We start from the raw sequence: 14,081 nt of genomic DNA, 5'->3' as shown, positions 1-14,081 counted from the left end.
CTAGAAAGAAGGGATGACAAGTATGAGGAAAAAAACAATTGGTGAGGTTTTACGATTAGCTAGAATCAATCAGGGATTGAGTTTAGATGAATTGCAGAAAAAGACAGAAATCCAGTTAGATATGTTGGAAGCAATGGAAGCAGACGATTTCGATCAACTTCCAAGTCCTTTTTACACGCGTTCTTTCTTGAGAAAATATGCATGGGCTGTTGAGTTAGATGATCAAATTGTTTTGGATGCTTATGATTCTGGGAGTATGATTACTTATGAGGAAGTAGATGTTGATGAAGACGAGTTGACAGGTCGTAGGCGTTCAAGTAAGAAAAAGAAGAAAAAAACATCATTTTTACCTTTATTTTATTTTATCCTTTTTGCCTTATCGATTTTAATTTTTGTGACCTATTATGTTTGGAACTATATTCAAACTCAACCAGAGGGACCTTCTCTTTCTAATTACAGTGTGGTTCAATCAACAAGTTCAACTAGCTCTGTTCCCCACTCCTCAAGTAGTAGTTCATCTAGCAGTTCTTCTAGTGTAGAATCAGCTATAAGTGTATCAGGCGAAGGAAATCATGTAGACATAGCTTATAAGACAAGTAAGGAAACAGTTAAATTGCAATTGGCAGTTTCAGATGTTACAAGTTGGGTCAGCATTTCAGAAAGCGAACTTGAGGGCGGTGTAACCTTATCGCCAGAGAAGAAAAGTGCAGAAGCAACAGTTGCAACAAAAAATCCTGTAACCATTACGTTAGGTGTTGTAAAAGGTGTTGCTTTGACAGTAGATAATCAGACTGTTGATTTATCGAAATTAACAGCTCAGACTGGACAAATCACTGTAACCTTTACTAAAAATTAAGGAAAAACGAATGAAAAAAGAACAAATTCCCAATCTCTTAACAATAGGTCGAATTCTCTTTATACCTATTTTTATCTTTGTTTTAACGATAGGAAATTCGACAGAGAGTCATATAGTGGCAGCTATTATCTTTGCTGTTGCCAGTATTACCGACTATTTAGATGGATATTTAGCTCGTAAATGGAATGTAGTCAGTAATTTCGGTAAATTTGCAGATCCTATGGCGGATAAACTACTAGTTATGTCGGCTTTTATTATGCTGATTGAGTTAGGTATGGCTCCTGCTTGGATTGTTGCAGTAATCATCTGTCGTGAGTTGGCTGTGACAGGTTTAAGGCTTTTACTGGTTGAAACTGGCGGAACGGTTTTAGCAGCGGCAATGCCTGGAAAAATTAAAACTTTCAGTCAGATGTTTGCCATTATTTTCTTGCTATTACATTGGACTTTGCTTGGTCAAGTTCTACTTTATGTAGCCTTGTTTTTCACTATCTACTCTGGCTATGATTATTTCAAGGGTAGTGCTTATGTATTTAAAGGGACATTTGGTTCGAAATGAAATCAATAATTGATGTAAAAAATCTTTCTTTTCGCTATAAGGAAAGTCAGGAATACTATGATGTGAAAGATATTACGTTTCACGTGAAACGTGGAGAATGGCTTTCGATTGTAGGGCATAATGGTAGTGGTAAATCAACGACGGTTCGCTTAATTGATGGCTTACTGGAAGCAGAATCCGGAGAGATTGTAATTGATGGCCAACGGCTGACTGAGGAAAATGTTTGGAATATACGTCGTCAAATCGGTATGGTTTTTCAAAATCCAGACAATCAATTTGTTGGAGCGACTGTTGAAGATGATGTTGCTTTTGGTTTGGAAAATCAGGGCCTTTCTCGTCAAGAAATGAAAAAGAGAGTGGAAGAAGCTCTGGCTTTAGTTGGCATGTTAGACTTTAAAAAGAGAGAGCCGGCGCGTCTATCAGGTGGCCAAAAGCAACGTGTGGCCATTGCAGGCGTTGTAGCCCTAAGACCAGCTATTTTAATCTTAGATGAAGCAACGAGTATGTTGGACCCTGAGGGGCGTAGAGAACTGATTGAGACAGTACAGGGAATTCGGAAAGACTATGATATGACGGTCATTTCTATTACCCATGATTTGGAAGAAGTTGCCATGAGTGACCGCGTATTGGTCATGAAAAAAGGGGAAATTGAATCAACTAGTAGCCCAAGAGAACTTTTCTCTCGAAATGATTTAGATCAAATTGGATTAGACGATCCTTTTGCCAATCAATTAAAACATTCTTTGAGCCAGAATGGCTATGATTTACCTGAAAATTATTTGACAGAAAGTGAGCTAGAGGATAAGCTATGGGAATTGCTCTAGAAAATGTGAATTTTATATATCAAGAAGGGACTCCCTTAGCTTCAGCAGCTTTGTCGAATGTTTCTTTGACGATTGAAGATGGTTCTTATACGGCTTTAATTGGCCATACAGGTAGTGGCAAATCAACTATTTTACAACTATTAAATGGTTTATTAGTTCCAAGTCAAGGGAGTGTGCGAGTTTTTGATACCTTAATCACCTCGACTTCTAAAAATAAAGATATTCGTCAAATTAGAAAACAGGTTGGCTTGGTATTTCAGTTTGCTGAAAATCAGATTTTTGAAGAAACGGTTTTGAAAGACGTTGCTTTTGGACCGCAAAATTTTGGAGTTTCTGAAGAAGATGCGGAGAAGATTGCGCGTGAGAAACTGGCTCTGGTTGGAATTGATGAATCACTTTTTAATCGCAGTCCGTTTGAGTTGTCAGGGGGACAAATGAGACGTGTTGCCATTGCAGGCATACTTGCCATGGAGCCAGCTATATTAGTCTTAGATGAGCCAACAGCTGGCCTAGATCCTCTGGGTAGAAAAGAGTTGATGAATTTGTTCAAAAAACTCCACCAGTCAGGGATGACCATCGTCTTGGTAACGCATTTGATGGATGATGTTGCTGAATATGCGAATCAAGTCTATGTAATGGAAAAGGGACGTTTGGTTAAGGGTGGTAAACCGAGTGATGTCTTTCAAGATGTTGTTTTTATGGAAGAAGTGCAGTTGGGAGTACCTAAGATTACGGCTTTCTGTAAACGATTGGCTGATAGAGGCGTGTCATTTAAACGATTACCGATTAAGATAGAGGAGTTCAAGGAGTCGCTAAATGGATAGTATGATTTTGGGGCGTTATATCCCAGGGGATTCGATTGTTCACCGATTGGATCCACGTAGCAAATTGCTTGCTATGATGTTACTAATTTTGATCGTTTTTTGGGCTAATAATCCCTTGACGAATCTAATTCTTTTTATAGCGACAGGGATATTTATTGCCTTGTCAGGAGTATCTCTTTCATTTTTTATTCAGGGCTTGAAGTCTATGTTTTTCTTGATTGCCTTCACAACTATTTTTCAACTATTTTTCATTTCTAATGGGAATGTGTTATTTGAGTTTTCGTTTGTGAGAATCACAGATTATGCTTTGCAACAAGCTGGGATTATTTTTTGTCGTTTTGTATTGATTATTTTCTTTTCAACTTTGTTAACCTTAACGACCATGCCCTTAAGTTTGGCATCAGCTGTCGAAGCTTTATTAGCACCTTTAAAGCGTGTGAAAGTTCCAGTTCATGAAATTGGTTTGATGCTGTCCATGAGTCTACGTTTTGTTCCGACCTTAATGGATGATACGACGCGGATTATGAATGCACAGAAAGCGCGTGGAGTGGATTTTGGTGAAGGAAGCATCGTTCAAAAAGTAAAGGCGATGATTCCTATTTTGATTCCTCTTTTTGCAACAAGTTTAAAACGTGCAGATTCCTTGGCTATCGCCATGGAAGCGCGTGGTTATCAGGGTGGAAAAGGTAGAAGTCAATACCGACAACTGAAATGGACTCGAAAGGATACGCTGACTATTCTTGTTATTATCGTACTTGGTTGTTGCTTATTTTTCTTAAAATCTTAGTAGCTTTCAGGAATTGATAAAAAGTTACTGTAACAGTTTTTGATATAAAGGTAGGGATATGAACCGTTTTAAAAAATCAAAATATGTCATTATTGTTTTTGTCACTGTTCTGCTTGTCTCAGCTCTCTTAGCGACGACTTATTCAAGTACAATTGTGACAAAATTAGGAGATGGGATCTCATTGGTTGATAGAGTTGTGCAAAAACCTTTTCGGTGGTTTGATTCTGTCAAATCAGATTTGGCTCATTTGACACGAACATATAATGAAAATGAAAGTTTGAAGAAACAGATTTACCAGTTAGAAGTCAAATCAAATGAGGCGGAAAGTTTAAAGACGGAAAATGAACAACTGCGCCAATTGCTTGATATGAAGTCTAAATTGCAAGCCACAAAGACTTTAGCAGCAGATGTTATTATGCGTTCTCCGGTATCTTGGAAGCAGGAGTTGACCTTAGATGCAGGTAGATCAAAAGGTGCTTCTGAGAACATGTTAGCTATTGCAAATGGTGGCTTGATTGGGAGTGTTTCAAAAGTGGAGGACAACTCTACTATGGTCAACCTTCTGACAAATACGGAAAATGCTGATAAGATTTCTGTTAAAATTCAACACGGCACTACTACAATTTATGGAATTATTGTTGGCTACGACAAGGAAAATGAAGTTCTTAAAATTAGTCAATTAAATAGTAATAGCGATATTAGTACAGGCGATAAGGTAACAACAGGTGGATTAGGAAACTTTAACGTTGCTGATATTCCTGTAGGTGAAGTGGTTGCCACAACGCATAGTACAGACTATTTGACACGAGAAGTAACTGTTAAATTGAGTGCAGATACTCATAATGTGGATGTGATAGAATTAGTGGGGAATTCATAATGAGACAGTTGAAGCGGGTTGGAGTGTTTTTATTGCTCCCTTTCTTTGTTCTAATTGACGCCCATATTAGCCAGCTTCTGGGCTCATTTTTCCCCCATGTACATTTAGCTAGTCATTTTCTTTTTCTATTTCTCTTATTTGAGACGATAGAAGTATCAGAATATCTCTACCTAGTCTATTGTTTTGTGATAGGCTTGGTTTACGATGTTTACTTTTTCCATCTAATAGGGATTGCAACTCTCTTATTTATCTTATTGGGAGCCTTTCTTCATAAATTGAATAGTGTTATTTTATTGAATCGTTGGACACGAATGCTCTCTATGATTGTACTGACATTCCTGTTTGAAATGGGTAGTTATCTTTTGGCTTTTATGGTAGGGTTGACAGTGGATAACATGTCGATTTTTATAGTCTATAGCTTGGTACCGACGATGATTTTAAATTTTTTATGGATTACTGTTTTTCAATTTATTTTTGAAAAATATTATCTATAAGAACGACATATAAATGTAACAAAGGCGTAATATTTATTGGAGTTTTTTTTTGGTATACTAGTATTGTCTTAAACAGAAGGAGTATTTATTAACCATGAAGAAAAAAATCTTAGCCTCGCTTTTATTAAGTACAGTAATGGTTTCCCAGGCAGCAGTATTGACGACTGCCCATGCAGAAACGACTGATGACAAAATTGCTGCTCAAGATAATAAAATTAGTAACTTAACAGCACAACAAGAAGAAGCACAAAAACAAGTTGATCAAATTCAGGAGCAAGTATCTGCTATTCAAGCAGAGCAATCTAACTTGCAATCTGAAAATGATAGATTACAAGCAGAATCTAAGAAACTCGAGGGTGAGATTACAGAACTTTCTAAAAACATTGTTTCTCGTAACCAATCTTTGGAAAAACAAGCTCGTAGTGCTCAAACAAATGGAGCCGCAACTAGCTATATCAATACCATTGTAAACTCAAAATCAATTACAGAAGCTATTTCACGTGTTGCTGCAATGAGTGAAATCGTATCTGCGAATAACAAAATGTTAGAACAACAAAAGGCAGATAAAAAAGCTATTTCTGAAAAGCAAGTAGCAAACAATGATGCTATCAATACTGTAATTGCTAATCAACAAAAATTGGCAGATGATGCTCAAGCATTGACTACTAAACAGGCAGAACTAAAAGCTGCTGAATTGAGTCTTGCTGCTGAGAAAGCGACAGCTGAAGGGGAAAAGGCAAGTCTATTAGAACAAAAAGCAGCAGCTGAGGCAGAGGCTCGTGCAGCTGCGGCAGCAGAAGCAGCTTATAAAGAAAAACAAGCTAGCCAACAACAATCAGTACTTGCTTCAGGGAATACAAACCTAACAGCACAGGTACAAGCAGTATCTGAATCTGCAGTAGCACCTGTTCAGGCTAAAGTACGTCCAACATATAACACGGATGCCTCAACTTATCCAATTGGAGAATGTACCTGGGGAGTTAAAACATTAGCACCTTGGGCTGGAGACTATTGGGGTAATGGAGCACAGTGGGCTACAAGTGCAGCTGCAGCAGGATTCCGTACAGGATCGACACCTCAAGTTGGAGCAATTGCATGTTGGAACGATGGTGGATATGGACACGTAGCGGTTGTTACAGCTGTTGAATCAACAACACGTATCCAAGTATCAGAATCAAACTATGCAGGTAATCGCACACTTGGAAACCACCGTGGATGGTTTAATCCAACAACGACTTCTGAAGGTTTTGTGACATATATTTATGCAGACTAATTAGAGAGAGGGACTCGAATAGAGCCCTCTTTTTTGGCTCTATAATATTTGTAGTGGGTAAATCCTCTATAGATATTATGGAGCCTATTTTTGTATAGAAAAAAAGTCCCATAAGATCTATAATGAAAAGCGACCAAACAACTCATTAGAAAGATTCATATGGAACAATTACATTTTATCACAAAACTGCTCGATATCAAAGACCCTAATATCCAATTTATGGATATCATCAATAGGGATACACACAAGGAAATTATCGCTAAACTGGATTATGAGGCCCCCTCTTGTCCTGATTGCGAAAGTCAAATGAAGAAATATGACTTTCAAAAACCGTCTAAAATTCCTTACCTCGAAACGACTGGTATGCCTACTAGAATACTTCTTAAAAAGCGTCGATTTAAGTGCTATCATTGCTCTAAAATAATGGTCTCAGAGACCCCTCTCGTCAAGAAGAATCACCAAATCCCTCGTATTATCAACCAAAAAATTGCGCAAAAGTTGATTGAAAAGACTTCTATGACCGATATCGCTCATCAACTGGCTATTTCAACTTCAACTGTCATTCGCAAGCTTAATGACTTCCGTTTTAAGCCTGATTTTTCTAGTCTTCCTAAGATTATGTCCTGGGACGAGTATGCCTTCACTAAGGGAAAGATGAGTTTCATTGCACAAGATTTTGATAATCTCAACATCATCACTGTTCTTGAAGGCAGAACACAGGCTATCATACGAAATCACTTTCTGCGCTACGATAGAGTCGTTCGTTGTCAGGTGAAAATCATTACGATGGATATGTTTAGTCCTTATTATGACTTGGCTAAACAGCTTTTTCCATGTGCTAAAATTGTTCTAGATCGTTTTCATATTGTGCAACACTTAAGCCGTGCTATAAGTCGTGTCCGTGTTCAAATCATGAATCAATTTGAGCGAAAATCCCATGAATATAAGGCTATTAAACGCTACTGGAAACTCATTCAACAGGATAGTCGTAAATTGAGTGATAAACGATTTTATCGCCCTACTTTTCGTATGCACTTGACGAATAAAGAAATTCTAGATAAGCTTTTGAGCTATTCAGAAGACTTGAAACACCACTACAATGTCTATCAACTCTTACTCTTTCACTTTCAGAACAAGGAGCCAGACAAATTTTTCGGACTCATTGAGGACAATCTTAAACAGATTCATCCTCTTTTTCAGACTGTCTTTAAAACCTTCCTCAAGGATAAAGAAAAGATTGTCAATGCCCTTCAACTACCTTATTCTAATGCCAAATTAGAAGCAACTAATAATCTCATCAAACTTATCAAACGAAATGCCTTTGGATTTCGGAACTTTGAAAACTTCAAAAAAAGGATTTTTATCGCTCTCAACATCAAAAAAGAAAGGACGAATTTCGTCCTTTCTAGATCTTAGCTTTTCTTCAACCCACTACAGTTGACAAAGAGCCTCTTTTTTAGGTTTTACCAGAGACAATAACGATTAAAAATCCCATCAAAATAGCTTGAAAATATCGAAAAAGTATGGTAGAATAAAAATTGTCGTGTGAACGATAATACTCATTCTTGATGAATTGTGAAGCAGTTGCCCTTGGGTCGTTTTGCGAGTTGAAGTCAAGAAGAGGAAAAAAACAAAAAGGAGAAATACTCATGGCAGTAATTTCAATGAAACAACTTCTTGAGGCTGGTGTACACTTTGGTCACCAAACTCGTCGCTGGAACCCTAAGATGGCTAAATACATCTTTACAGAACGTAACGGAATCCACGTTATCGACTTGCAACAAACTGTAAAATACGCTGACCAAGCATACGACTTCATGCGTGATGCGGCAGCTAACGATGCAGTTGTATTGTTCGTTGGTACTAAGAAACAAGCAGCTGATGCAGTTGCTGAAGAAGCAGTACGTTCAGGTCAATACTTCATCAACCACCGTTGGTTGGGTGGAACTCTTACAAACTGGGGAACAATCCAAAAACGTATCGCTCGTTTGAAAGAAATCAAACGTATGGAAGAAGATGGAACTTTCGAAGTTCTTCCTAAGAAAGAAGTTGCACTTCTTAACAAACAACGTGCACGTCTTGAAAAATTCTTGGGTGGTATCGAAGATATGCCTCGTATTCCAGATGTGATGTACGTAGTTGACCCACATAAAGAGCAAATCGCTGTTAAAGAAGCTAAGAAATTGGGAATCCCAGTTGTAGCGATGGTTGACACAAACACTGATCCAGATGATATCGATGTAATCATCCCAGCTAACGATGATGCTATCCGCGCTGTTAAATTGATCACAGCTAAATTGGCTGACGCTATCATCGAAGGACGTCAAGGTGAAGATGCAGTAGCAGTTGAAGCAGAATTTGTAGCTTCAGAAACTCAAGCAGATTCAATTGAAGAAATCGTTGAAGTTGTAGAAGGCGACAACGCTTAATTCATATAAATAGTAATTACCTAGGAGGGCGGGGCTTAGCCCGGCTCTCCTATTTTCAAAAAAATATAGGAGAATTAAAATGGCAGAAATTACAGCTAAACTTGTAAAAGAGTTGCGTGAAAAATCTGGTGCCGGTGTTATGGACGCTAAAAAAGCATTGGTTGAAGTGGAAGGCGATATCGAAAAAGCGATTGAATTGCTTCGCGAAAAAGGTATGGCAAAAGCAGCTAAGAAAGCTGACCGTGTTGCTGCAGAAGGTTTGACTGGTGTTTATGTTGATGGTAACATTGCAGCAGTTGTTGAAGTAAATGCTGAAACTGACTTCGTTGCGAAAAACGCTCAATTTGTTGAGTTGGTAAACGCAACAGCTAAAGCAATCGTTGAAGGAAAACCAGCTAACAACGAAGAAGCTCTTGCTTTGACTATGCCTTCAGGTGAAACTCTTGAAGCTGCATACGTATCTGCAACAGCGACTATCGGAGAAAAAATCTCATTCCGTCGCTTTGCTTTGATTGAAAAAACAGATGCACAACACTTCGGAGCATACCAACACAACGGTGGACGTATCGGTGTTATCTCTGTAATCGAAGGTGGAGACGAAGCACTTGCTAAACAAATTTCAATGCACATCGCTGCTATGAAACCAACAGTTCTTTCATACAAAGAATTGGATGAGCAATTTGTTAAAGATGAGTTGGCACAATTGAACCACGTTATCGACCAAGATAACGAAAGCCGTGCAATGGTTAACAAACCAGCTCTTCCACACTTGAAATATGGATCAAAAGCTCAATTGACTGATGATGTTATTGCTCAAGCTGAAGCTGACATCAAAGCTGAATTGGCTGCAGAAGGCAAACCAGAAAAAATCTGGGACAAAATCATCCCAGGTAAAATGGATCGCTTCATGCTTGACAATACTAAAGTTGACCAAGCTTACACACTTCTTGCACAAGTTTACATCATGGATGACAGCAAGACAGTTGAAGCATATCTTGAATCAGTTAACGCTTCAGTAGTTGAGTTCGCTCGCTTTGAAGTTGGTGAAGGTATTGAGAAAGCTGCAAACGACTTTGAAGCTGAAGTTGCAGCTACAATGGCAGCAGCCTTGAATAACTAATTATAGAAAGGAAGTAAATTTGCTTCCTTTTTTCTATGCAGTCGATCCCTATAGGGAGAGCTTCCTATTTTCAAGGTAAAAATAAAAAGCCCTATAATAAGGGCTAAGTGCATTTAGGAGACTAAACTTCAAATTCATAGAGTGCTGTAGAGAGATAACGTTCACCGTTATCTGGTGCTAGAGCAAGGACTTTTTTACCTGTACCTAATTTTTTGGCAATCTCGATGGCTCCGTAGATAGCTGCGGCTGAAGAAATCCCTACAAGGAAGCCTTCTTTTCCACCAATTTCACGTCCGAGTGCAAGAGCATCATCTGATGTTACACGAACGATACCATCATAGGATTTAGTATCAAGTGTATCAGGAATAAATCCAGCTGATATACCTTGAATTTTGTGAGGACCAGGTTTTTCACCAGATAGAATAGCAGATTCATCAGCTTCCACTGCATAAACTTGAATGTTTGAATTTGCTGATTTGAGTGCATGAGAAACACCAGAAATCGTTCCACCGGTACCCACTCCAGCAACAAAGGCATCTAGTCCATCTTTACCGAAAGCAGCTAGTATTTCAGCTCCTGTTGTTCTTTCGTGTACTTCTGGATTAGCTGGATTGTCAAATTGAAGAGGAAGGAAACCATCACGTTCAGCAGCGATTTCTTGAGCCTTAGCAATAGCACCTTTCATTCCTTCGCTACCAGGCGTAAGGACGAGTTCAGCACCATAGGCTTGGATAATCTTACGTCGTTCCACACTCATAGTTTCAGGCATAACGATAACAACTTTATACCCTTTAGCAGCCCCTACCCATGAAAGTCCAATACCAGTGTTTCCACTTGTTGCTTCAACAATAGTAGAACCAGGTTTCAGAATACCGTCTTGTTCAGCTTTTTCAATCATGCTAAGAGCAATACGGTCTTTTACAGAAGAACCAGGGTTAAATGCTTCAAGTTTTACATAGACATCTGCAGCACCTTCTGGCACAATGTTGTTGAGTTTAACAATCGGAGTTTGACCGATTAGTTCAGTAATGTTGTTATAAATAGACATATGAATACCTCTTTGTATAAGATATTTCTAGTATAACGCTAACTATACCATTTGTAAAATATAGAAATCCTATCGGAGCGATAGGATTTTTTTATATCACAGGTCTAAGCCATTAATTTTTAAGCGATTGTGATAAGTTAATTTTAGTAAATAGGTGTAAAGAAGAAAGTTATCAGTTTTCTTTTTGAATTGCTTAATTTTCTAGTAAGTCTTGGCAAGAACCTTTTTATGTTGCTAATTAAAGTAGCGGTAAAAATATCAGTGAAACACTGTATTATCTATTGTTTACACTAGGTTTACAGGAACCTCAACTTCGCGTAAACCTTGATCAGTTAAAGTGACTTTTCCATTAAAAAACTCCACCAGTGCAGCTTTAATAGTTTCTTTTTCTTCTTTATCAACATAAATCATCGTATCGACTTGATCTGTAAAATTTGTATCTAGCTCCATGAGATTATGTTCTTTAAGGAAGTTACTGTACTCTTGGTACTGAGCGTAAGATATTTGAATAGCAATGCCAGCTTGTTCCTTTATTTCAATGATGCCAATTTCTTTGACGGCTAAGGCAACACTGCCGGCGTAAGCACGAATTAGTCCTCCAGCGCCTAGTTTAATACCACCAAAGTAGCGTGTTACGACCACACAGACATTGGTGAGATTGTGATTTTCTAGTACCCCAAGCATGGGAACACCAGCAGTACCACTAGGCTCACCATCATCACTTGTACGTTTAATTTCACTACGTTCTCCAATAATAAAGGCAGAGCAGTTATGTGTCGCTTTGTAGTGTTCTTTTTTGATGGCAGTAATGAAGTCACGAGCCTCTTCTTCGCTATAAACACGCTTGGCATGGCAGATAAAGCGGGATTTTTTGATTTCTTCTTGGACTTGTCCGTCCTCTTTAATTGTTCTAAATTCCATGATTTAATTGTACTAAAAAATCATCTAAAGCGCTAGGTTTTTACGAATAAAGAAGTATGAAAGTAAATTTAGATTATCTCGGTCGTTTATTTACTGAGAATGAATTAACAGAAGAGGAGCGTCAGTTGGCGGAGAAACTTCCAGCAATGAGAAAGGAGAAGGGTAAATTGTTCTGTCAACGTTGTAATAGTCCTATTTTAGAAGAATGGTATTTGCCCATCGGTGCTTACTATTGTCGAGAGTGCTTGCTGATGAAGCGAGTCAGAAGTGATCAAACTTTATATTATTTTCCGCAGGAGGATTTTCCGAAGCAAGATGTTCTCAAATGGCGCGGTCAATTAACTCCTTTTCAAGAGAAGGTGTCAGAGGGACTGCTTCAAGCAGAAGACAAGCACGAGCCAACCTTAGTACATGCGGTAACAGGGGCTGGAAAGACAGAAATGATTTATCAAGTAGTGGCTAAAGTGATCAATGGAGGTGGTGCAGTATGTTTGGCTAGTCCTCGCATAGATGTTTGTTTAGAGCTGTATAAGCGCCTGCAAAATGATTTTTCTTGCGAGATAGCCCTCCTACATGGAGAATCAGAGCCGTATTTTCGAACACCATTAGTTGTTGCAACGACCCATCAGTTATTGAAATTTTATCAAGCTTTTGATTTGCTGATAGTGGATGAAGTAGATGCTTTTCCTTATGTTGACAATCCCACGCTTTACCACGCTGTCAAGAATAGTGTAAAGGAGAATGGATTGAGAATCTTTTTAACAGCGACTTCGACCGATGAGTTAGATAAAAAGGTCCGTTTAGGAGAATTGAAACGATTGAGTTTGCCTAGACGATTTCATGGAAATCCGTTGATTATTCCTAAGCCAGTTTGGTTATCGGATTTTAATCGCTATTTGGATAAGAATCGTTTGTCACCAAATTTAAAGTCCTATATTGAGAAGCAGAGAAAGACTGCTTATCCGTTGCTTATTTTTGCTTCAGAAATTAAGAAAGGGGAGCAGTTAAAAGAAATATTACAGGAGCAATTTCCAAATGAGAAAATTGGATTTGTATCTTCTATCACAGAAAATCGATTAGAGCAGGTACAAGCTTTTCGAGATGGAGAACTGACAATACTTATCAGTACGACAATCTTGGAGCGTGGAGTTACCTTCCCTTGTGTGGATGTTTTCGTAGTAGAGGCTAATCATCGTCTGTTTACCAAGTCAAGCTTGATTCAGATTGGTGGACGAGTTGGACGAAGCATGGATAGACCGACAGGAGATTTGCTTTTCTTCCATGATGGGTTAAATGATTCAATCAAGAAGGCGATTAAGGAAATTCAGATGATGAATAAGGAGGCTGGTCTATGAAATGCTTGTTATGTGGGCAGACTATGAAGACTGTTTTAACTTTTAGTAGTCTCTTACTTCTGAAGAATGATGCCTCCTGTCTTTGTTTAGATTGTGATTCTACTTTTGAAAGAATTGGGGAAGAGAACTGTCCAAATTGTATGAAAACAGGTTTGTCAATAAAATGTCAAGATTGTCAATTTTGGTGTAAAGAAGGAGTTGAGGTCAGTCATAGAGCGATTTTCACTTACAATCAAGCTATGAAGGATTTTTTTAGTAGGTATAAGTTTGATGGAGACTTTCTTTTAAGAAAAGTGTTCGCTTCATTTTTAAGTGCGGAGTTAAAAAAGTACAAAGAGTATCAATTTGTTGTCATTCCCCTAAGTCCTGATAGATATGCTGATAGAGGATTTAATCAGGTTGAAGGTTTAGTTGAAGCAGCAGGGTTCTCTTTTCAAGACTTACTAGAGAAGAGAGAAGAGCGGACCAGTTCTTCTAAAAGTCGCTCAGAGCGCTTGGCGACAGAACTTCCTTTCTTTATTAAAAGTGGAGTCCGCATTCCTAAAAAAATCCTACTTATAGATGATATCTATACTACAGGAGCAACTATAAATCGTGTGAAGAAACTGTTGGAAGAAGCTGGTGCTAAGGATGTAAAAACATTTTCCCTTGTAAGATGAGGAAAAAATTTGCAAAAATAGAATGAAAGCGTTATAATAAAATTATAAAAACAAAAAT

The 14,081-nt window shown here is 38.2% G+C and carries 15 protein-coding genes and 1 pseudogene; 13 read left to right on the top strand and 3 right to left on the bottom strand.

Annotation, left to right across the window (positions count from 1 at the left end):
* Positions 1–22: 22 nt before the first annotated feature.
* From rodZ to tsf, 11 genes are all read left to right on the top strand, one after another.
* Positions 23–856, top strand: coding sequence for a cytoskeleton protein RodZ (gene rodZ, locus HWX15_RS04705; RefSeq protein ID WP_001227964.1), 834 nt, complete (start codon positions 23–25; stop codon positions 854–856).
* A gap of 10 nt (positions 857–866) precedes the next feature.
* Positions 867–1,412, top strand: coding sequence for a CDP-diacylglycerol--glycerol-3-phosphate 3-phosphatidyltransferase (pgsA, locus tag HWX15_RS04700; protein ID WP_000712139.1), 546 nt, complete (start codon positions 867–869; stop codon positions 1,410–1,412).
* Complete coding sequence (locus HWX15_RS04695; protein WP_000835727.1) at positions 1,409–2,236, top strand: energy-coupling factor ABC transporter ATP-binding protein; 828 nt, start codon at positions 1,409–1,411, stop codon at positions 2,234–2,236. The genes pgsA and HWX15_RS04695 overlap by 4 nt, the downstream gene beginning before the upstream one ends.
* Entirely contained in the window at positions 2,221–3,060 is an 840-nt protein-coding gene (locus tag HWX15_RS04690; protein ID WP_175880408.1) for an energy-coupling factor transporter ATPase, read from the top strand. The genes HWX15_RS04695 and HWX15_RS04690 overlap by 16 nt, the downstream gene beginning before the upstream one ends.
* Positions 3,053–3,847, top strand: coding sequence for an energy-coupling factor transporter transmembrane component T family protein (locus HWX15_RS04685; protein WP_020902295.1), 795 nt, complete (start codon positions 3,053–3,055; stop codon positions 3,845–3,847). The genes HWX15_RS04690 and HWX15_RS04685 overlap by 8 nt, the downstream gene beginning before the upstream one ends.
* A 58-nt stretch (positions 3,848–3,905) precedes the next feature.
* Positions 3,906–4,724 carry a rod shape-determining protein MreC gene (gene mreC / locus HWX15_RS04680; RefSeq protein ID WP_061654451.1) on the top strand — a complete coding sequence of 273 codons (819 nt, stop codon included), beginning with the start codon at positions 3,906–3,908 and terminating at the stop codon, positions 4,722–4,724.
* Positions 4,724–5,218, top strand: coding sequence for a rod shape-determining protein MreD (gene mreD / locus HWX15_RS04675; protein WP_061654453.1), 495 nt, complete (start codon positions 4,724–4,726; stop codon positions 5,216–5,218). Before mreC ends, mreD begins: the two co-directional genes overlap by 1 nt.
* Before the next feature lie 94 nt (positions 5,219–5,312).
* Positions 5,313–6,491, top strand: coding sequence for a peptidoglycan hydrolase PcsB (pcsB, locus tag HWX15_RS04670; protein WP_112445445.1), 1,179 nt, complete (start codon positions 5,313–5,315; stop codon positions 6,489–6,491).
* A gap of 159 nt (positions 6,492–6,650) precedes the next feature.
* Positions 6,651–7,907, top strand: coding sequence for an ISL3 family transposase (locus tag HWX15_RS04665; protein ID WP_050213065.1), 1,257 nt, complete (start codon positions 6,651–6,653; stop codon positions 7,905–7,907).
* A gap of 233 nt (positions 7,908–8,140) precedes the next feature.
* Complete coding sequence (rpsB, locus tag HWX15_RS04660; RefSeq protein WP_000268470.1) at positions 8,141–8,920, top strand: 30S ribosomal protein S2; 780 nt, start codon at positions 8,141–8,143, stop codon at positions 8,918–8,920.
* Between the two features lie 79 nt (positions 8,921–8,999).
* Positions 9,000–10,040, top strand: coding sequence for a translation elongation factor Ts (gene tsf / locus HWX15_RS04655; RefSeq protein WP_000808091.1), 1,041 nt, complete (start codon positions 9,000–9,002; stop codon positions 10,038–10,040).
* A 121-nt stretch (positions 10,041–10,161) separates the two neighbouring features.
* On the opposite strand, the gene cysK is transcribed toward tsf, so the two are convergent.
* From cysK to HWX15_RS04645, 3 genes and pseudogenes are all read right to left on the bottom strand, one after another.
* The gene (gene cysK / locus HWX15_RS04650) at positions 10,162–11,088 is read right to left on the bottom strand and encodes a cysteine synthase A (protein ID WP_175880407.1); all 927 of its coding nucleotides are present in this window, start codon (positions 11,086–11,088) and stop codon (positions 10,162–10,164) included.
* Positions 11,089–11,184: 96 nt separating this feature from the next.
* Positions 11,185–11,280: pseudogene (locus tag HWX15_RS10310) on the bottom strand (PH domain-containing protein); the annotation flags it as partial.
* Positions 11,281–11,373: 93 nt separating this feature from the next.
* The gene (locus tag HWX15_RS04645; RefSeq protein WP_112444668.1) at positions 11,374–12,009 is read right to left on the bottom strand and encodes a YigZ family protein; all 636 of its coding nucleotides are present in this window, start codon (positions 12,007–12,009) and stop codon (positions 11,374–11,376) included.
* 56 nt (positions 12,010–12,065) lie between these two features.
* On the opposite strand from HWX15_RS04645, the gene HWX15_RS04640 reads away from it, so the two are divergent.
* Together HWX15_RS04640 and HWX15_RS04635 are read left to right on the top strand one after the other, a co-directional pair.
* Complete coding sequence (locus HWX15_RS04640) at positions 12,066–13,364, top strand: ATP-dependent helicase ComFA (RefSeq protein ID WP_175880406.1); 1,299 nt, start codon at positions 12,066–12,068, stop codon at positions 13,362–13,364.
* Positions 13,361–14,023, top strand: a complete 663-nt coding sequence (locus tag HWX15_RS04635; protein WP_175880405.1) for a ComF family protein — start codon at positions 13,361–13,363, stop codon at positions 14,021–14,023. The genes HWX15_RS04640 and HWX15_RS04635 overlap by 4 nt, the downstream gene beginning before the upstream one ends.
* Positions 14,024–14,081: the final 58 nt, after the last annotated feature.

The sequence above is a fragment of the Streptococcus thalassemiae genome (assembly GCF_903645285.1).
GTDB classification, from domain to species: Bacteria; Bacillota; Bacilli; order Lactobacillales; family Streptococcaceae; genus Streptococcus; species Streptococcus thalassemiae.
The sequence above is the reverse complement of the archived record's forward strand: the minus strand, read 5'-3'. Positions and strand labels throughout refer to the sequence as shown.

What these genes read in the sequence shown, in the direction of transcription:
- HWX15_RS04635 (WP_175880405.1), top strand. Translation starts at nt 13,361, where the DNA reads ATGAAATGCTTGTTATGTGGGCAGACTATGAAGACTGTTTTAACTTTT.
- rodZ (WP_001227964.1), top strand. Translation starts at nt 23, where the DNA reads ATGAGGAAAAAAACAATTGGTGAGGTTTTACGATTAGCTAGAATCAAT.
- tsf (WP_000808091.1), top strand. Translation starts at nt 9,000, where the DNA reads ATGGCAGAAATTACAGCTAAACTTGTAAAAGAGTTGCGTGAAAAATCT.
- pgsA (WP_000712139.1), top strand. Translation starts at nt 867, where the DNA reads ATGAAAAAAGAACAAATTCCCAATCTCTTAACAATAGGTCGAATTCTC.
- cysK (WP_175880407.1), bottom strand. Translation starts at nt 11,088, where the DNA reads ATGTCTATTTATAACAACATTACTGAACTAATCGGTCAAACTCCGATT.
- rpsB (WP_000268470.1), top strand. Translation starts at nt 8,141, where the DNA reads ATGGCAGTAATTTCAATGAAACAACTTCTTGAGGCTGGTGTACACTTT.
- HWX15_RS04640 (WP_175880406.1), top strand. Translation starts at nt 12,066, where the DNA reads ATGAAAGTAAATTTAGATTATCTCGGTCGTTTATTTACTGAGAATGAA.
- HWX15_RS04695 (WP_000835727.1), top strand. Translation starts at nt 1,409, where the DNA reads ATGAAATCAATAATTGATGTAAAAAATCTTTCTTTTCGCTATAAGGAA.
- mreD (WP_061654453.1), top strand. Translation starts at nt 4,724, where the DNA reads ATGAGACAGTTGAAGCGGGTTGGAGTGTTTTTATTGCTCCCTTTCTTT.
- mreC (WP_061654451.1), top strand. Translation starts at nt 3,906, where the DNA reads ATGAACCGTTTTAAAAAATCAAAATATGTCATTATTGTTTTTGTCACT.
- HWX15_RS04645 (WP_112444668.1), bottom strand. Translation starts at nt 12,009, where the DNA reads ATGGAATTTAGAACAATTAAAGAGGACGGACAAGTCCAAGAAGAAATC.
- HWX15_RS04665 (WP_050213065.1), top strand. Translation starts at nt 6,651, where the DNA reads ATGGAACAATTACATTTTATCACAAAACTGCTCGATATCAAAGACCCT.
- pcsB (WP_112445445.1), top strand. Translation starts at nt 5,313, where the DNA reads ATGAAGAAAAAAATCTTAGCCTCGCTTTTATTAAGTACAGTAATGGTT.
- HWX15_RS04690 (WP_175880408.1), top strand. Translation starts at nt 2,221, where the DNA reads ATGGGAATTGCTCTAGAAAATGTGAATTTTATATATCAAGAAGGGACT.
- HWX15_RS04685 (WP_020902295.1), top strand. Translation starts at nt 3,053, where the DNA reads ATGGATAGTATGATTTTGGGGCGTTATATCCCAGGGGATTCGATTGTT.